At 57.5% G+C, this 17,530-nt stretch carries 12 protein-coding genes, 1 tRNA gene and 4 pseudogenes; 9 read left to right on the top strand and 8 right to left on the bottom strand.

What is annotated here, in order from left to right; translation table 11 throughout:
* The 7 genes from AADW23_RS07640 (at position 1) to AADW23_RS07610 (ending at position 5,635) form a co-directional block, all read left to right on the top strand.
* Positions 1-75 (top strand) — tRNA-Gln (locus AADW23_RS07640).
* Positions 76-614: 539 nt separating this feature from the next.
* On the top strand, positions 615-1,055 hold the full coding sequence (locus AADW23_RS07635; protein ID WP_341863912.1) for an FdtA/QdtA family cupin domain-containing protein: 441 nt from the start codon (positions 615-617) through the stop codon (positions 1,053-1,055).
* Positions 1,052-2,155, top strand: a complete 1,104-nt coding sequence (locus AADW23_RS07630) for a DegT/DnrJ/EryC1/StrS family aminotransferase (protein ID WP_341863911.1) — start codon at positions 1,052-1,054, stop codon at positions 2,153-2,155. Before AADW23_RS07635 ends, AADW23_RS07630 begins: the two co-directional genes overlap by 4 nt.
* Before the next feature lie 18 nt (positions 2,156-2,173).
* On the top strand, positions 2,174-3,088 hold the full coding sequence (locus AADW23_RS07625; RefSeq protein ID WP_341863910.1) for a glycosyltransferase family 2 protein: 915 nt from the start codon (positions 2,174-2,176) through the stop codon (positions 3,086-3,088).
* 5 nt (positions 3,089-3,093) lie between these two features.
* Positions 3,094-3,765: an acetyltransferase gene (locus AADW23_RS07620; protein ID WP_341863909.1), complete on the top strand. Its 672-nt coding sequence runs from the start codon at positions 3,094-3,096 to the stop codon at positions 3,763-3,765.
* A 3-nt stretch (positions 3,766-3,768) separates the two neighbouring features.
* Complete coding sequence (locus tag AADW23_RS07615; RefSeq protein ID WP_341863908.1) at positions 3,769-4,692, top strand: hypothetical protein; 924 nt, start codon at positions 3,769-3,771, stop codon at positions 4,690-4,692.
* Positions 4,685-5,635, top strand: a complete 951-nt coding sequence (locus AADW23_RS07610) for a GNAT family N-acetyltransferase (protein ID WP_341863907.1) — start codon at positions 4,685-4,687, stop codon at positions 5,633-5,635. The genes AADW23_RS07615 and AADW23_RS07610 overlap by 8 nt, the downstream gene beginning before the upstream one ends.
* Positions 5,636-5,777: 142 nt before the next feature.
* On the opposite strand, the pseudogene AADW23_RS07605 reads toward AADW23_RS07610, so the two are convergent.
* The 3 pseudogenes from AADW23_RS07605 to AADW23_RS07595 all read right to left on the bottom strand — a co-directional run.
* Positions 5,778-6,322 (bottom strand): annotated as a pseudogene (locus tag AADW23_RS07605) (integrase core domain-containing protein); the annotation flags it as partial.
* Positions 6,323-6,354: 32 nt separating this feature from the next.
* Positions 6,355-7,484: pseudogene (locus tag AADW23_RS07600) on the bottom strand (IS3 family transposase).
* A gap of 63 nt (positions 7,485-7,547) precedes the next feature.
* A pseudogene (locus AADW23_RS07595) lies at positions 7,548-7,679 on the bottom strand (recombinase family protein); the annotation flags it as partial.
* A 90-nt stretch (positions 7,680-7,769) separates the two neighbouring features.
* On the opposite strand from AADW23_RS07595, the pseudogene AADW23_RS07590 reads away from it, so the two are divergent.
* Positions 7,770-8,114: pseudogene (locus tag AADW23_RS07590) on the top strand (integrase core domain-containing protein); the annotation flags it as partial.
* Positions 8,115-8,843: 729 nt separating this feature from the next.
* Here AADW23_RS07590 and AADW23_RS07585 read toward each other — a convergent pair.
* On the bottom strand, positions 8,844-9,998 hold the full coding sequence (locus AADW23_RS07585; protein ID WP_341863906.1) for a BamA/TamA family outer membrane protein: 1,155 nt from the start codon (positions 9,996-9,998) through the stop codon (positions 8,844-8,846).
* A gap of 134 nt (positions 9,999-10,132) precedes the next feature.
* On the opposite strand from AADW23_RS07585, the gene AADW23_RS07580 reads away from it, so the two are divergent.
* On the top strand, positions 10,133-10,894 hold the full coding sequence (locus tag AADW23_RS07580; RefSeq protein WP_341863905.1) for a hypothetical protein: 762 nt from the start codon (positions 10,133-10,135) through the stop codon (positions 10,892-10,894).
* A 9-nt stretch (positions 10,895-10,903) separates the two neighbouring features.
* On the opposite strand, the gene AADW23_RS07575 is transcribed toward AADW23_RS07580, so the two are convergent.
* From AADW23_RS07575 to AADW23_RS07560, 4 genes are read right to left on the bottom strand one after another with little or no spacing between them, the layout of a single operon-like run.
* Positions 10,904-11,626 (bottom strand): efflux RND transporter periplasmic adaptor subunit, encoded by a 723-nt coding sequence (locus AADW23_RS07575; protein ID WP_341863904.1) that lies wholly within the window; start codon positions 11,624-11,626, stop codon positions 10,904-10,906.
* A gap of 15 nt (positions 11,627-11,641) precedes the next feature.
* A complete protein-coding gene (locus tag AADW23_RS07570) occupies positions 11,642-13,552 on the bottom strand; it encodes a DEAD/DEAH box helicase (RefSeq protein WP_341863903.1) in 1,911 nt (636 codons plus the stop codon).
* Between the two features lie 11 nt (positions 13,553-13,563).
* The gene (locus AADW23_RS07565) at positions 13,564-15,681 is read right to left on the bottom strand and encodes an HlyD family efflux transporter periplasmic adaptor subunit (RefSeq protein ID WP_341863902.1); all 2,118 of its coding nucleotides are present in this window, start codon (positions 15,679-15,681) and stop codon (positions 13,564-13,566) included.
* Positions 15,682-15,687: 6 nt separating this feature from the next.
* A complete protein-coding gene (locus AADW23_RS07560; protein ID WP_341863901.1) occupies positions 15,688-17,508 on the bottom strand; it encodes an HlyD family efflux transporter periplasmic adaptor subunit in 1,821 nt (606 codons plus the stop codon).
* Between the last annotated feature and the right edge of the window lie 22 nt (positions 17,509-17,530).

Genomic DNA, 17,530 nt, shown 5'->3' with positions numbered 1-17,530 from the left:
TGGGGTGTAGCCAAGCGGTAAGGCAACGCTTTTTGGTAGCGTGTACCGTAGGTTCGAATCCTACCACCCCAGCCACTCCAATCTTTCCATACAAGATCTATAGTTTACTGTTAGCCTGTGCCGCTAAACGGTACAGGGCGCTGGTACGGGTTTGTGTGTCGGGATCACCTTGCTTCGCGAGTTGACATTGGGGAGGGCAAAAAACCGTTCCATAGTGCCCCAAAAGGGACGGGTTGGTCATCGGCATGATCAGGGAGAAGCATAGCGTGACGCGGTTGATGTCGAGGAGGCATTAGGCTTCTAGACATCCTCGACGTTCTGCGCTGTTGTAAGACAGATCGGTTCCCGGCTCCAGGCGAACACAAGTGCGAGGTTCCGGAACTAATTGCCTAGGACCCTTTGCCGACCTTGTGCATTGTGTTGGAGATGACCGCTCCTATCTCTCGGTGCAACTATTCTCGACCTATCGCGATTGTTGCCTACAAGCGCACGGCGATTGAAAGTGCCTGAGAGAAGCTGTAGTCGGGAGTTGATCGTGCAGCATGGTCTCATCCACACGTGCCCGTCTTACTTTAAATCGACTATCTGCTCAGGACAGGGAAAAGGTACTCGTGATGTATAGCATAAACGACTGTAAAATAGAAGATTTTCCCAAAATATCCGACGCTCGTGGAAACTTAACGTTCATCGAGGGACAAAATCACATTCCCTTTGACATCAAGCGATTTTACTATTTGTACGATGTACCCGGAGGGTCCGAGCGCGGTGGACATGCTCACAAAGGCCTACACCAAGTATTGATCGCTATGTCAGGTTCGTTTGATGTAGTCCTAAATGATGGTCAACAAACGCGTCGCTACCATCTAGCAAGATCACATTACGGACTGTATCTGACCCCGATGATCTGGCGCGAGATTGATAACTTCTCCTCAGGGTCGGTCTGTGCGGTACTTGCATCCGAGCGTTATGATGAAGACGATTACTACCGCGACTACGAAGATTACATCGTGGCTCGGGGTCTTGATCCCCGCACCGTAGTGCGCGGCAAACAATGATTAGTTTTCTGGACCTTGCGCAGACCTATGACGAACTGCGACCCGAAATCGATGCAGCCATTGCCCGTGTAACCGCTAGCGGTTGGTACATTCTAGGCCCGGAGATCGACCGGTTCGAGAGAGACTATGCCGCGTACATCGGCTCCGATGTCGCCATTGGGTGCGCGACCGGTCTAGATGCACTGATCTTGGTTCTTATGGCGATGGATATTGGCCCGGGCGATGAAGTTATAGTGCCAGCACATACCTTTGTAGCAACGTGGTTAGCGGTAAGCCGCGTCGGTGCCCGTCCGGTACCAGTTGACGTAAATTTCGACACGCTAAACATGACGGCAGAGGGATTAGAAGAAAAACTCTCACCGGCAACTAAGGCTATCATTCCCGTTCATTTGTATGGCAATCCCGTAGATCTTGCCCCGATCTTAGCGTTCGCACGGAAGCATGACTTGCGTGTCATCGAAGATGCAGCGCAAGCACATGGCGCGCGATGGGGTGGTCGAAGAGTTGGTGCTCAGAGTGATGCCGCCTGTTGGAGTTTCTACCCAGCCAAGAACCTTGGGGCACTAGGCGACGGAGGAGGTATCACAACGAATGACCCGGCTTTTGCCGCGCGTATTCGTCGCCTCGGTAACTACGGCTCAGTCCGGAAGTACGAAAACCTCGAAATCGGTCTGAATTCACGGCTCGATCCAATTCAAGCTGCTATTCTTTCAGTGAAACTAGGCAAACTGGATACATGGAACGCGCATCGATCTGAGATTGCTCGGATATACTTGAGTGGCCTTCGCGATTCTGAATTAATCTTGCCGAGCGTGCGCGATGAGGCGGACCCAGTTTGGCATTTATTTGTGGTGCGCACCGATCATCGCGATGCGATCCAAGCGGGGCTTGCCGACGCCGGCATCCAGACCCAGATCCATTACCCAATCGCTCCATTTGATCAAGCATGCTACTCGGACCTAAATCTGAGTGGACAGGACTTTCCGGTGGCGGCGGGGGCGGCGAAACAGGTGCTCAGCCTGCCGATCGGTCCTCATATGCCGCTCGACGACGCTCACCGTGTCGTAGACGCAATCAGGCAGCTATTACGTGCCGTTTAAAAATGGACGACTAGGCGAATGACTACTTTATCCATTCTGGTGCCCACCTACTTCCATGAAGCGTATCTAGATTCCTGTGTGACCTCTGCCTTATCTGCCAAGTTAGCCCCTCACCACCGAATTGAGGTACTGATCTTGGATGATGGCTCCACCGATGGCACGCCTGACGTCGGCAAGAGGCTACAGCGGCAGCATGGAGATAGTGTCACCTATGTCTGGCAGGAAAACACTGGTCACATACCGCGCAACCTCAACACCTTGGCGAAACTTGCATCAGGCGACCTCCTGATGCTGTTTGCTGGCGATGACGCTTTTCCGGAAGGGTGGGATGCATCTGCTCGAATAGCGCACTTTGAAGATGATCCTGAATTGGCACTAAGTTTGTGCCAAGGCCAAGTATTAAACGCCAATGGGAATCTTCAAGACGAGTTGCGGCAGCCATCTGACGTCATGGATGCACTTACAAGATTGCCCAGCACACAAATCCTGGATGAGTTTCTCGAACGACAACCGTTTCAGCTGTTTTTGCAGGCAGCTATCGTCCGGCGAGACGTTTATCGGGATGTGGGAGGCTACAACGAAACTTTGGCTGCCGATGATACCGCGATGGCACTGCGTTTATTCCGTACAATGGTAGCCGAGGGACTGACCCACCGCGTAGATGAAGACATATCCTTTCTCTATCGCAAGCACAGCGGTAATCTACATCGGAACCATCTGCGCGCCCTACACACCAAAATACAATTCTATGTGTCTGAGATTGCTCCAGAGCATCGGCCTCGGTTCGCAAAAAAGTTATTGTTCAATCTCGAAGGATTGTCTTGGCGCGTGCTGTGGTCGCATGCCGTTCGCGAAATGCTACATGGTGCGCTAGAGCCGAAACTAGTTCACAGGTTGTTAATTAAAGCGTCGTTAAGAAAAATTAAGAGGTAGAACCAATGAAGGACCTAATAATTATCGGCGCCGGAGAGTTTGCCGACATAGCCTACGAATACTTTTCTGTAGACTCCGATTATACTGTAGTGGGATTCGCTGTGGAGGAAGCTCATATTACGGATGCCACACACCGTGACTTGCCGGTTGTGGCGTTGGAAACTGTAGAGACGACGTTTCCTACAGAGAGTGTGCATGCGTTCGTTGCAATCACCAATACACAGCACAATCGCTTGCGTGAGCGCTTAATGCAAGTAGCGCGAAGCAAGGGGTACAAACTGACAAGCTTCATAAGCCCGCACGCGTTCGTCTGGCGGACCGCCAGAGTTGGCGAGAATGTATTCATCTTTGAAAACAATGTGGTGCAGCACGGTGTTGACATCGCGGATGGTTGCATTCTGTGGAGTGGAAATCACGTTGGACATCAGTCGAGGATCGGAGCGTGTTGTTTCCTTTCCTCTCAAGTCGTCATTTCGGGCTATTGCAACATTGGTGAACGTTGCTTCCTAGGTGTCAACTCGACGATTGCTGACCACGTATGCGTCCCTAAGGACAGCCTAATCGGCCTCGGGAGTGTTATTTCGAAATCCATTGATCAACCTGGCGCGATGATAACGGGAAATCCGGCCGAAGTATCGCGAGTTAGCACCTATCGCTTTTTTAGATTGAAAGATTGAAATATGGGCTGGACAAAGCTAGGTAAGATTTATTGCCCTGACGGCACGCAGAGCTGGGCCCAACATAGCTTCATGACTCCGGTTCCTGTTCAAATGTCTAGTGAAGTGATCCGCCTGTATGGCGGTATGCGTGACGGCAGCGGAGTTTCGCGAATTGGGTGGATTGACGTTGATAGTGCCGATCCTAAGAACGTTTTGCGAGTCTGCCAGTCGCCGGCCCTCGATGTTGGCGCTCCAGGGATGTTTGATGACAACGGGGTAATACTCGGTGACGTAATCCGCGTTTCCGACAATAAATTACGCATGTATTACGTCGGCTTCCAACTGGTTGAGAAAGCCAAATTTTTGGCTTTCACCGGGGTTGCCGAGTCGCATAGCCGTTTTGAATCATTTGAGAGGCTTCAACCTACACCAATTCTAGACCGCGCCCCTCAAGCCCCATTTATCAATGCACTTCACAGTATCGAGAGATCTTCGCAGGGATATCGGGCGTGGATTTCATGCGGCCAACAATGGCAAATGATTGATGGTACTGCCTACCCACAGTACAATTGCTGGACGGTCACTAGTAGAGATGGAGTGATCTTTGACATGCGGCAGAGCGTGAAGATCCTTGACGTTACCGGCAGTGAATACCGAATTGGCCGCCCAAGGGCCCATCGCTTGCACGACGGAACTTATGAACTTCGCGTAACCTCTGACACATGGGAGCGGCGTTATTCAAGCAATCTAGCTCGCTCGGAAGATGGAATCCATTTCGTCCGTACTCAGATCGATGAGTTGCCGCGTGGTCCGATAGGTAGTTGGGATTCTGACATGACTTGTTACCCGGCCCGCATCGACACTTGGTCAGGATTGAGCTTCATCTTTTACAATGGCAATGGAATGGGTCGGACCGGCGTAGGAGTCGCCGTATTAGATGAGTAGCGTGAGAGGACTTAAGATCCGGACGTATGCGCCCGAAGATTCAAAGCGGTGGAATGACTTTGTCGCAAAGTCGCGCAACGGTACATTTTTGCATAACCGCGGCTTTATGGAGTACCATTCGGACCGGTTCAATGATGCCTCACTGATGGTGGAACGCGACGGCAAGCTGTTGGCCATTATGCCCGCAAATTTAGATAACGATACGCTCTTTTCCCATGGCGGACTTACCTACGGCGGAATAATTGTCGGCCGGTCGATGGGCACTGCTTTAATGTGTGACGTCGTGGATGCGATCCTCACAGACCTGTCGAGGATGGGGATCTTGCGGCTCGTGTACAAACCGGCACCCCATTTCTATCACAACGCCCCGACGGAAGAGGATATTTACGCGTTAGTTCAAGCCGGTGGAACTCTAGTTCAATGTGATGCTTCTGCCGCTATCGCATTGAAACGCCCGTTGACTGCGTCCCAATCACGGCGTCAAGGAGCAAAGCGGGCAGCTGCTGCCGGTATTACTGTCAGGGAAAGCCGAGATTGGACTGCGTTTTGGGGTGTTCTAGAGATAGTTTTGTCCAGCCGCCACGAAGTACAACCAACCCATTCACTCACGGAGATCCGGTTGCTCGCCGAAAGATTTCCCGAGAACATTCGACTTTTCGGCGCTTACCAAAAAGATGAATTGTTGGCTGGCGTCGTGGTGTTTGATTGTGGCCGTACGGTGCACGTTCAATACATGGCGAACCATCCCGATAAAAGAATGTTTAGTGGCCTGGATCTGATCTTATTATCGCTGATAGGGGAAACTTTCGCAAATCGGGACTGGTTTGATTTTGGCATTTCCACAACTGAAGGCGGTGCGAAACTGAATTCTGGCCTGGCTCAGCAAAAGGAAATGTTCGGCGCACGGTGTGTTCTCTACAACCGCTATGAAGTTTCTCTTTAGGATGATCCGCTGCGGATCTGTATTTTGAGTACGGCGTAAGAAGTTGGAATATGTGAGCCAGTGATAGTTAATGCAAATTTTTTGACCTGAGCCCCAAGCTTCCTCCGCCTCGCGGAGAGTCCTTGGGATTGGGTTGATGGCCTTACGCGGTTAGTTTGTTCTTGTTCGTTCTCTCTGCAAATTCCTTTGGCGTCAGATTTCCGAGCGCCGAGCGTGGTCTGTCGCTGTTGTAGTCCTCTTGCCGTGCTTCCAGCGTCTCGCGAGCCTCGGCCAGTGAGCTGGAAAGCGTCTCCTTCAAGCATTCATCACGCAACTTGCCGTTAAAGCTCTCGATGAAAGCGTTCTGGGTCGGTTTCCCTGTCGCAATGTAGTCCCAGTTGATGCCGGTTTCCTGCACCCACTTGAGCACGGCCATGCTGATGAACTCGGTGCCATTGTCCGGGACGATGCTGTTAGGTGCGCCTCTCTCTGCAATCAGTCGATCCAACTCCCTCGTGACCCGTAGGCCCGATAGCGATGTATCGGCGACCAGTACCAGGTTCTCCCGCGTGTGGTCATCCACCACGGTCGGATACGAAATCTGCGACCGTCCGTCAGCGCGTCAGAGACGAAGTCGAGCGACCAGCGCTGGTTCGCACCATCTGGCACCACCATCGGCTTCCTCGTGCCCAGAGCCCGCTTTGGACCTGTCGCGCTTTTGTGCCGCCCCAAGTGCTCGTTTAAGCCACCTTGCGTTCGAAGGCGACAGGGCTTTTCCAGCCCAATGCTGAGTGGCGGCGGCGCGGATTGTAGAAGCCATTGATGTACTCGAAGATGGCCATCTCGGCCTTCCGCCGTGTCTTCCAAGGATGCCGCCAGATCAGTTCAGCCTTGATTGTTTTGAAGAACGTCTCGACGGCAGCATTATCATAGCAATTGCCTTTCCCAGACATCGATACCTTGAACCCGTCCTAGCGCAGGATCTTCTGAGAATCATGAGAACAATATTGCGACCCGCGATCCGTGTGATGGATGCACCCTTTGGGCGGTTGTCGGAACGCGATGGCCATCTTCAAAGCTCTGATCGCAAGGTCGCGTTTCATGCGGTTGCTCACGGCCCAACCGATCACACGCCGAGAATGTAAGTCCAAGATCACGGCCAGATACAACCAGCCCTCACGCGTCCAGACATAGCTGATGTCACCTGCCCATTTTTGGTTGGGCGCATCAGCGTTGAAGTCACGATCTAGTAGGTTTGGCGCGATATTGAACTTATGATTGCTGTCTGTGGTGACCTTGTATTTGCGTGTTCTAACAACGGATATGCCGTTCTGGCGCATCAACCTGCCAACACGACGGTGGCCCACGTTCAAACCGATCTCTTTCAACTCTTCGGTCATTCGTGGACGGCCATAACTGCCCAGGCTGAGGCGCGATTGTTCTTTGATATGCGCCAGCGTCACAAGATCAGACCGCTGCCTGCGACTGGCTGGACGACTGCGATACGCCCGTAACCCACGCGTGCTGACGCCAACGACATCACACAACCGACTGGCTGGGAAGCTGCACCTGTGTTCTTCGATGAATCTAAATCTTATTGCTTTAGACCCGCGAAGAACTGGGTGGCCTTTTTTAAGATCTCCCTCTCCTCCTTCAGGAGCCGTATCTCGCGTCGAAGCCGATCATTCTCTTTGGCGAGGTCTAAATCTTCGTTCGACACTAACTCCGTGTCTCGGTGCGCAGTGATCCATTTGTTCAGCGTCGACATGCCAACGCCCAGATCGTCGGCCACTTGCTTACGCGTAAGCCCACTGGTTAGCGCGATACGCACCGCATCCTGGCGGAATTCGTCCGTCCGTTTCAGTCCCATAGTCAGTCTCCTTTGTTGCAGTAAATGCTGTCAAAGGAGCGGCATCAAACCGCGACAGGTCCAGATTCCTTCCCGCTGGCGTCCCAGCATGATCTCCCGCTCGAACTCTGCAACACTGCCTAAGAGGTTCAGCATCAGCTTCCCGGTCGGGGTCGTCGTATCGAGATTCAGGTCGATAATCTTGAGGTGTGCGCCAAGGGTTGCCGCGGGTCGATGCGATCAGGCAGGTGCAGATAACGGAACAGACGTTTTACCGCTGGCGTAGGCAATATGCTGGAATGAGAGCCGGCCATCCGATCAGACAACGGCCCAGAGTTCATTGCTCAGGCTGTCAGGGATTGGATTGCGGCGGTCGGCACAAAGACCGCCTACATCGAGCCGGGATCACCCCTCTCGGGACATCGCTCTGCGATGCCTTACGGTCAGTGCTTGGGAGAACGGATACAGCGAAAGCTTCAACGCGCGCTTTAGAGACGTGCTGCTTAATGGAGAGATCTTTTACAGCCTGCGCGAAGCACAAATCCTGTTCGACCAATGCAGGACCCAAGACGGCCCCACAGTGCTCTGGGCTACCGCCCACCGGCCCCGGAAACTATCGTCCCGATGGAACCCAGGCCGATCATGCACTAACAATCAAACTGGATCATTTAGGTGGGGCTGATCACCCTGTCGTCTAGGCCATGCTCAGCTATCGCTCGCTCAAGAAGTATCTGTTACCGGATTTCTATTTCAGTAAATTCCCTTGCTTCTACTGACTCCTGACGCGAAAGAGAGGATGCTGTAGCCTTGGATCTGCGCAGGTCGTCCAGGGTTGCGAGATATACTTCACGAGGCGTCTTGGTTTCGTCCGGACGAATAACACCTCGTAGCTGAGCGAAGTGCCAATCCGAATATTCCATTCGCTCCCAACGAAGCCTCTGCGCTTCGGTTGAGTCTCGTGTACCCAGCGCTTCTACGATTTGTGTCTTACCCAACGCGCGTTAGAGATCCTTGGGATCCGCGCGAACGAAGTAACAGGATTGGTCGCGCTTCTTGAGATACTGAGTGCTACTTGTCATTCCAAAATGGTATAGGCTGATGGCACAACTCAAAAGGACAATATCTATTGTTTATCAGCAATATAGATTAAAACAGGGAACATAAAAGAGTACATACTTCCCAACCTACCACCCCAGCCACTTTTCCTTACTTGTACGCAAGACAGTTCCGCGGGACGCGGCCCACGTGCGTGTTAAGCCCAGCTGTTACGCGCAGCGCTGATCTCGCCAGAGTTGCGCAGTTACACGCCCCTTGAGGGCGCCCAGGCAGTCTGTTGGCGCGGTGCTTGATCTCTCAAGGAGGCGGGGGCCAGAGCGTCCCTTAGAAGCTCTGGCTGAAGGAGATGCCGAATTCTTGGGTTTGGTCGTAGTCACGCTCTTCCAGCGGCATTGCTAGAAACAGGTTGAACGGCCCGATCCCCGAGTCGATGCGTAACGACACGCCGACGGAACTGCGCAGATAGGCAGCGTCATCCACCGGATTCGCCCCAGCCACGCCGCCGTTGATATCGTCCAAGCCCCAAAGGCTACCGACGTCCAGGAAAACGCCCGGTGTCAGGGTCGAATCGTCCCCGAAAGCATTGGGGAAGCGCGCGTCAAAGCGACCGATGCCGTAAGATGTGCCGCCCAAAGCTGGCGTGTTGGCAACGGCAAGGTCGCGCGGGCCAAAACCCCCGAACGCAAACCCCCGCAAAGAACTGCTGCCCAACACAAAGCGATCGCCGATGTTGGATGTGCCCTCCATCGTGGCCATGTGCCCCAGCCGAACCGAGCTTCCGACGACGATATTGCCATCCGAGAACGCGTGAACCAGCGTCGCGCGGGCGGTGACAATCGTGAAGCTGTGGTCGCGGCTGGTGTGGCCTGTTTCCAGTCCAAAGCTGAACCGCGCCCGGCGCAGGGGGCCATCGCCTTCAATGGGCAACGCCGCCTGATAGGTCGCCCCTAATGAGACGCGCTGCTGCTGCCCCTCGTCGTTGCGAATCAGGATGGAGTTGGTGGGATCAACGGTTCCCACTTCGTTGCGAGACAAAGAGACATAGGCCGACAGGCGCTGACGCTCGGACAGGTCCCAGGTCAGTCGAGGTTGCAACCGGGTCGCGGCGGATTCGAAGCCATAGACATCGCCCGCCGTGGTTTCAGAATGGGACAGCGTCAGGCCGAACCGCGGTGAGTCACCAAAAACCGTATCGTTGCTATAGGCGACGTTGAAGCGAGTCGCGCCTTCTTGCGCCTCGATCCGCATGCTGAAATCGGCATCCTGTCCCAGGAACCGTTCTGTCGCATAGCCGAGCCCGCCAACAAATCCGGAATCGGTGTTGTAGCCAATACGCGCCGACAGGTTAGCAATCGGGTTCGGGTTGAACGCCTCTTCTGCGGCAGCGGGCGCGACGTCGCCATCGGACGCGGTCTGCGCGTTCGCCAGCCCCCCATACGCGCACAAAAGCGCAACGATAGTGAATTTGATAAAATGCATGCTGTCCCCCGACACATATCCTTCAGTTTACGCTAGGGAAAATGTTCGAATTCTCCAAGACTTCCATTATGAAAACCCCGCAAAAAATCCCGACTGTGACTTTTAACAACCCGCCACATGCTCCATCGTGTGGCATGGACAAAACACACGCCCAGCTAAGTCACCTCGCGCACAACGCCGATGCTTGTGAAAAATCGTGGTCGATCACCGAAAATGGCATCGAAGAGCGGGTGCTGTTCTTCTTTGAAACCTCGGTTCAGGCGGCAGAAATGATCGCCACTGCCGCGGTTGATCTGGGACTACCCAAAACGTTGCTGTCCGCATGGTCGTCCGCCCTGCCCGGTGCCGATGCCATCGGACTTGCGCTTCGGTGTGATCGGACATCTGTCCGGGTATACACCCAATATTGGGAGGTTCTGGCCGCCCGAGTCGATGCCGGGAACCTTCAGCCCTTCCCCCTCTACAAGGGCTTCAAACTGCTGCCCTCAGGCAAGGTGCGTACCGACGATTACTACTGCCGACCGGTCGCGCCGAAAGCGGATTTCTGGCCGTTCATGGCGCAGACCTTCGAAGCCTTTGGACTGGACAGCGCACAGGCGGACGTGGCCTTCGCCGATCTGGACGCTGAAACGGCGATTTGCACCCGGACTTTGGGGGCAGAGCGGAGCTCTTGGTTGACGACCGTGCGGCGGGCGCAAATGGACCGTGCTAAGCTTGCCGACTGGGCCGCCCCCTTGGCAGCACGTGAGGGCGGCCAAGCGATTGTAGAGGCTCTTGCCCAGAACGATCTGGTGCATTTGGCGGGCGGGACCGACACCCAGAAGGGTCCGTTTCTGACGATCTATCTGGAAAGTAGCCCGTCAGATGTCTTGGCCGCGCTCGCCCAAGCCGATTAACGCGCTCGGTCAGTTCGCCACGGCGCAGCTACTGCCCGCAGGGATCGCAAGGTCCGAATTGTCGATCCCGGCCCTGACGGTGAAGGTGTTGGAAGTGGGGTCGATGAAAGGGTCAATCGCCGTGACCGAGGCGGCCACATTGGCTTGGGTCAGTTCCACCGACAGGGCGATGTCCTGACCGATGGAAAACTCTCCAAATGCGCCGGCAAGGAACACCAGTTCGGCTTCCAGCTCGCTCACCTCGATGATCCGCAACAGGGGCTCAGGCCCTATCAATTCGCCCACGGCGATAGCCACTTCGGCGACATATCCGGCGAAAGGAGCGCGGATGGTACCACGGTCCACCTCGATCTGTGCGCGCGCTTGTTCGGCGCTTGCAAGGGCCAGATCGGTGCGCAGGGCTTCGATCTCATCGCGGGAAATCAGGTTGCGGTTCAGCAGGCCTTCGCTGCGGCCAAGGCGTTCTTGCAGACCGTCGATGGTGATCTGGGCCACTTGCAAATCCGCCTCGGCCAAGCGGGTATCGAAATGCACCAAGGGGTCGCCCGCTTCCACGAAATCGCCGCGCGTGACCTCTACCGCGATGACGATGCCGCTGCGGTCCGAGCCGATGTCACTGGTGCGTGCGGGTACCAACAGGCACGTCAAAGGCGCGGCCATTTGCGCCGCCGACGGCCCGGCCAGCAGCAAACCCACCATGGCAACAGCCACCTTCATTCCCATCCGTGTCATCCGACGCCTCCTGTTTCAGCGATAGCCCAACCGTTTAATCATATCTTGTTCGCGCAGAAGTGTCTGCCGCCGCATACTCCGCGATCTGCGGTCCCGATCCGCTTGAATCTGCGACAGGCTTCGGGCGGGAAACGCGCCCAGACGCAGCATCCACGTCGCACCGCGCCGCGCGAGGGAGAAGGCCCCCTCGATCAATCCGCGATCCTGAAGGCTGACCATCGTGTCATAGCTGCCCGGATCACCCTGCCGCCCGGCGCGCCCATAAAGCTGCCGCTCCAACCGCCCCGAGGGCATGACAGACCCGATGATCACATGCAGCCCGCCCGCCGCTTTCACGTCCTCCGACAGGGAAATGTCGGTCCCACGCCCCGCCAGGTGGGTGGCGATCGTGATCGTGCCCTGTATGCCAGCGCGGGCCACCAGCTCTGCCTCCTGCGCCTCTGACAGCGCATCAAGAACGGCAACTTCACGTTGCATCCGGGCGAAGGTCGCTTGCAACGCGGCGCTTTCGGCCACGTCATTCAGGCCGATCAGCACGGCGCGAGTCTTTGCCACCTCTATGGCGCGGCGGGCGACGGCCTCCCACTTTCTGGCCTCGGTGCGGAACACTTTCAGACGGCTCCCCTGCAACTGGCTTTTAGCGTGGGGGGCGACGGGCCAGACCGCCAGACCGTAGATGGCCCAGAACTCTCCTCGGCATTCCTTGGCGGTTCCGGTCAGTCCGGACAGAATGCGGTACTGGCGAAAATAGGTCTGTTGCGTGATCTGCCCGACGGTGCGGGTCTCATTACTGGGCGGCACGCCCGCGACCAGTTCGACCATTTGCTGCAAGCCGTAGTCCCACTTCCGATCCGGCATCAGCCGCCCCGTGGCCTGGTCGATCATCACGATCTCATCGTCTTGCACGATATAGGCGACCCCCTCCAGGAACCCATACCGCGCCATCAGCGCCGTCTCGGCCAGTTCGATAATGTCCGAGGTCCGTGCCAGCGGATGACGCCAGCCCGAGGCAGCGCGTTGCAACAGGGCGAGGCCCCGCGTGGTCAACCGCCAGCTGCCGCGCCTGTCACGGACACGTTCCGCACCCTCTGTCAATGCGTCCGCGAACGCCACAAGCTGACGGAAAAGGTATATGTCCACGGGCGGCGGTGGGTCCGCAGGCTCGGACAGGATCATCGGCACAGTGGCGTCATCAATCAGGACCGAGTCCGCCTCATCAATGATCGCAAGCGCCTGCCCGGTTTGCCGGGGCCGATGACTATCGCCCAAGGTGCGTTGCTCTCGCTTGTCGCGCAGGTGATCAAACACCACGATCTTGTTGGTGCCGTAGACGATGTCGTGATCGTAGCCCACGCGCCGGTCATCATCCTTGTCGTCCTGCTGCATCACGGCCAAGCTTACGCCAACAAAACGCGCCATCGGGGCGATCAATTCGTGGTCGCGTTGCGCCAGATAGTCATTCACCGTCACAACATGGACCGACACGCCGACGCTTGCCGCCGTGATCGCCGCCATGCCCGCCGCCAAGGTTTTGCCTTCGCCGGTTCGCAATTCCACGCATGTGCCCGACAGAAGGCGCAACGCGCACTCGATCTGGTTGTCGCGCAGCCGCAAGCCCGTTTCCCGGCGAAATACCTCCAGCACCGCGCAGAAGCGTTCCGCGCCTTGGGTGGGTTCCATCAGATCCTCGGCCCTCAGCGGCTTGGCGAAAAGCGCACGTAATGCGTCCGCTTCCAATCCCTCGTAACGGCTCCGCTGGTTGGCAATGGCCTTTTGCATGGCCCCGATGCGGTCAGACCGCGTGGCCAACCGCCATGCGATCCATTCATCCCAGAACAACCGCATCCGCGACAGAGGGGCCACTTCGCGGCGCACCGGGCGCTGCCGGGAACGGGCGAATGCCTTCAATGTCGCGCCCTGCGCCATGCCAACGGCCCCTAGAATCTCGTGACCCGCAGGAATAGCCGACGCAGGTGGAATTGCGCCTGCGCCAAGGCGCTGGCGCGGCCAAGATCAACCCTTGCCTCCACATGAGCCCCCGCCCATTGCGAGAGGTCCCGATCTGGAGCGGCCCAGATGATCCACCGGGAATCTAGCGCCATGCCCGGATTTCCGGGTTGTTCAGGCACCGGCCCACCCACAGAGCTGAGCAGCTCTGGCGGCACTTGCTGCCCGACATCCACCACCCGTTCGCGGGCGAAAGGCACGGTGAAGCTCTGCTCGTCGGGCAGGCGAAACTCGACCGTCGCAGCGCCATCGGCACGGCCCGAGTATGCCGCCGGGATCGCGGCCACGATCTGAAGCGCATCGGGGCTAATGACATAGCCCAACCTGTCGCCCCTAAACACGAACGTGCCCGGCGTTGGCGCTTGTCCCGCGGTCCAGCTCAAGCGCCCATCCAGCGGCGAGCGGACCGCCAGCGCATCTTCCAAGGCCTGCGCGTTGGCCAAGCTGGCGCGGGCGACTTCCAGCTCGCGCTCAAATCGTTGGCGCTCGGCCACGCCAAGGCCGCTCCGCTCCAATGCGTCCTCAAGGAAGGCCACGTTCATCGCCAAAGCCTCACGGCGGGCCGATTGCACCGGGTTGGACAATTCAACCAGCGTCGCGCCACGGGTGACCACGGCCCCTTCGTCCGCTTCGCTTTCGGACAAGAGCCCCGCCGTTGCCGCAGAAACCTCGGCACCGGGAAGCGGGACGATGCGCCCCTCCCCACGGGCGAAAAACGGCAGAGGGACAAAGGCAAGCAAGCCAATTGATACGATCATAAACAGCGCCAACCGCACGCTGGCCCGCCGTGTCCGGTTTTGAACCCGCGCCATGCGAACACCCTTTTTGACAACTTTGAACAGAGGCCAGACCACCCCCATGACGATGGCCCATCCGGCCAGTAATATCCCGAAAATATAGAACCATGACGACACGATCAAAGCGATGGTCATGGTCAGAAGCAACCGGTAGCCCAAGGACGCGACGCCGTAGATCGCCAAAATCCGCGCCTCTCCGGGGCGCGGCTCCACCTCTTGCCGCAGGCCGATGATCCGTGACAGGAACCGATCTTGCAGATACTCGCCCGATCTTTGGGCGAGGTTTGGCATCTCCAACCAATCGGCCAGCACGAAATAGGCGTCAAACTTCAGCAGCGGATTGCCGTTGAACACGATGGTCGAGATCGAGCCGATCAGCACGAAGTTGAACAGAAGCGCCCGTTCCAGCCCCGGTTCAATCTGAAGCCAGATAATCATGGCGAGGGAGGCAATCAGAACCTCTGCCACGATACCCGCCGCCCCGACGATCATGCGGGCATATTTGGACGGCAAGGTGCTGGCGGCCGACGCCTCTACATAGGGGACCGGGAACATGACCAGCAGCATGACGCCGAATTCCCGCACCTCTCCGCCGAAGCGCTTGAGCGCGTAGCAATGGGCCAATTCATGCAGCCCCTTCATGATCGGATAGGCCAGCGCCAGTGACAAAAGCCCTCCCTGCGAAATCAACGATTGATCCGTTGTTTGCAGCAAAGCCTCCGCATTCATCATCGCCATGACGACGGCCGTCACCACCAGCGCCGCAATCGTCAGCCCCCCAAGGGGCGTGAACAGAAGCGACACAAACGGGTAAGTGACCCGGACCAAGGCGCTTGGGTCAAACAGCTTCACCTTCACGGCCAGGGGGCTGATAAACCGCTGCTCTACCGCTGCGGTCCGGCGTTTTCCGGTCCGGTCGCTCAGGTGTTGCGGGTCCAAATCGTGATCCGACAGCAACAGGCCTGAACCGACCAATTGCATGACCCAATCCACCAATTCCCCCTGGGTCGGTGCGATGGCGGGACGGCGCATCAGGACGGCCCAGATATCCCCAAGGGTGCTGCGCCCATCGAACATTTGCCACAGCTCCTGGGCACGTTCCGTCAGGCGCAGGTGTTGCCCTGTCACCGTGTCAGACAAAACGATAAACGCATCGCCCCGAAACATTTGATGGCTGGTTTCAACTGCCGCCCGGCGGCGAAAACACTGGTCGGACAGAAGGTGCCAATCGGGATGCCTGAGGGTTCCCATAGGCGCTTAGCTCCACCGCCAAATGGTACGCCGCAGCCAGCGCGCTGCGCCGCGCGTATAAGCGCCAAGCATAGAGGTTTCGCCCCCCTCAACCCGCACAACACCACGCATACCGTCGAGCAAGACAACATCGGGCTCGGCCTCGATATCCATCCACGCCGAAAACGTGTTCACCCCGTCGCGTACCTGCGGGTCCGAGGTGATACTGCTTAAGGTTACGTCAATGGGCGCACCGGGATGGGCGGTCAGCAACAAGGTGCCCGCCACCGGGGGCGCAAGGTCCGCGACCCATTCCTCGTCGATGAAAACCAGCACGCGGAAACCATCGGGGGCAGCCAGTTCCAGCAACGGCTCCCCCAGGCGGACACGACCACCGACGCGCCGCCACGCATCGCCGCCGACCACGACTGCCGCGGTCTCTGCCTCGAACCGGGCCAGATCCAACTGCCGTTCCAGCAAATCAAGGCGGACCTGAATTTGGCGGCTCTGCGCTTCCAGGCTTTGAACGCCCGCGCTATCGCGCTGCGCGCGGGCGGCCTGCATTTCGCTGGCGATTTCGGTCAGTTCCGACTGTGCCTCCGCGACCTGCAACACCAGCTCATTATCTTCGAGCGCCACGATTACTTCGCCCGGTGCAATCGCGTCGCCCAATTGAAAGGGGGCTTGCGCCAAGAACCCATCATAAGGGGCCGAGACAACGCGGCGTTCCTGCGCCTCGATCCGGGCGGAAAACGTTGGCTGAAACTGCGACGGCCACAGGGCCAGCCCGATGATGGCGCAGATGGCGAACAGCGCGAACAGCTTCAGACGCCAGACCGTAGGACCAAAGATGCCGCGGACGATCGCCCAACTCCAGTTGCCCAAACGGCGCCAGATGGAAGGAAACGCGCGGTTCTGGATCGTGAGAGAGGTGCTGAGGACCTGCGCCAAGAGATCGGCAGACTCGGGATGCACCTCCCCTGCTGAGGAGCCATCGGCCCAGATGCACACCACAACTGCCTTTGGATCATCGCCGCCATAGACCGGCAGGGAAAGACCACGGCTGCCCCCCAAGACACGAATACGCGCCATCGTGTCTTCCAGAAGGATCTGGTCCTTTGGGTCGGGCAGTTGGTCATCGGCGACCGCGGGAAGGGTGCTATCTTCACCGGCGGCGTCCACCACGTCCACGATCTGCGGTGACCGGGCCCGTACGGCATGATCGGCGATCGCCTCGATCTGGCTGCGGGCTTCGCTGTTGCGGTCCACGACGCCGCCGCCGGACAGGGCGTGCAGCTTGGGTTTGTCGCCCTTCAGCCAAGTGACGGCAATCAAATCTGGGGTCAGCGCCTTTTCCAGACGGGCGACCCATTGGTCGGTCAGTTGCCGACGATTCCGCGCGCGCGAGGCATCCAACAGAATCTGGCTACCCACCTCGGTGCCAACGGCAATCGCGCCGATCTGGGCGCTGCAATCGCTGAGCGCGGCGACCAGAAGCCAGCCCACCCGCGTTTCCACCAAGGTTAACTGTGTCTGAAGATCCGCAGGGGCCACTCCATCAAGGCGTAGCATCAAGACGAGGTCCAGCCCTGCGCCGCCCACCATGTAGTGAGCCGCCCACCCGTTCGTGACGCCGGCCACGGCCTCGACCGCGCCGCCGCCATCGGGGGTGTAGGCATCAAGGGTCGGCATCATCCGCGCTTCGTCGATCTTGCCGAACCGCGCCGCCTCTTGCCACAAGCCGTCGCCTTCCCGAAGGAACGCCTGAACGCCCGAGAGGCCCTGCAACGACCCAAGATGTCGCCCCAGAGCCTCGCGGAACAGAGGGTATTCAGTGCTAGAGGCCATAGGGGACCAATATATTCAAATC

Source organism: Gymnodinialimonas sp. 57CJ19 (assembly GCF_038396845.1).
Lineage (GTDB): Bacteria > Pseudomonadota > Alphaproteobacteria > Rhodobacterales > Rhodobacteraceae > Gymnodinialimonas.
The sequence above is the reverse complement of the archived record's forward strand: the minus strand, read 5'-3'. Positions and strand labels throughout refer to the sequence as shown.

What these genes read in the sequence shown, in the direction of transcription:
- AADW23_RS07635 (WP_341863912.1), top strand. Translation starts at nt 615, where the DNA reads ATGTATAGCATAAACGACTGTAAAATAGAAGATTTTCCCAAAATATCC.
- AADW23_RS07630 (WP_341863911.1), top strand. Translation starts at nt 1,052, where the DNA reads ATGATTAGTTTTCTGGACCTTGCGCAGACCTATGACGAACTGCGACCC.
- AADW23_RS07625 (WP_341863910.1), top strand. Translation starts at nt 2,174, where the DNA reads ATGACTACTTTATCCATTCTGGTGCCCACCTACTTCCATGAAGCGTAT.
- AADW23_RS07620 (WP_341863909.1), top strand. Translation starts at nt 3,094, where the DNA reads ATGAAGGACCTAATAATTATCGGCGCCGGAGAGTTTGCCGACATAGCC.
- AADW23_RS07615 (WP_341863908.1), top strand. Translation starts at nt 3,769, where the DNA reads ATGGGCTGGACAAAGCTAGGTAAGATTTATTGCCCTGACGGCACGCAG.
- AADW23_RS07610 (WP_341863907.1), top strand. Translation starts at nt 4,685, where the DNA reads ATGAGTAGCGTGAGAGGACTTAAGATCCGGACGTATGCGCCCGAAGAT.
- AADW23_RS07585 (WP_341863906.1), bottom strand. Translation starts at nt 9,998, where the DNA reads ATGCATTTTATCAAATTCACTATCGTTGCGCTTTTGTGCGCGTATGGG.
- AADW23_RS07580 (WP_341863905.1), top strand. Translation starts at nt 10,133, where the DNA reads ATGGACAAAACACACGCCCAGCTAAGTCACCTCGCGCACAACGCCGAT.
- AADW23_RS07575 (WP_341863904.1), bottom strand. Translation starts at nt 11,626, where the DNA reads ATGACACGGATGGGAATGAAGGTGGCTGTTGCCATGGTGGGTTTGCTG.
- AADW23_RS07570 (WP_341863903.1), bottom strand. Translation starts at nt 13,552, where the DNA reads ATGGCGCAGGGCGCGACATTGAAGGCATTCGCCCGTTCCCGGCAGCGC.
- AADW23_RS07565 (WP_341863902.1), bottom strand. Translation starts at nt 15,681, where the DNA reads ATGGGAACCCTCAGGCATCCCGATTGGCACCTTCTGTCCGACCAGTGT.
- AADW23_RS07560 (WP_341863901.1), bottom strand. Translation starts at nt 17,508, where the DNA reads ATGGCCTCTAGCACTGAATACCCTCTGTTCCGCGAGGCTCTGGGGCGA.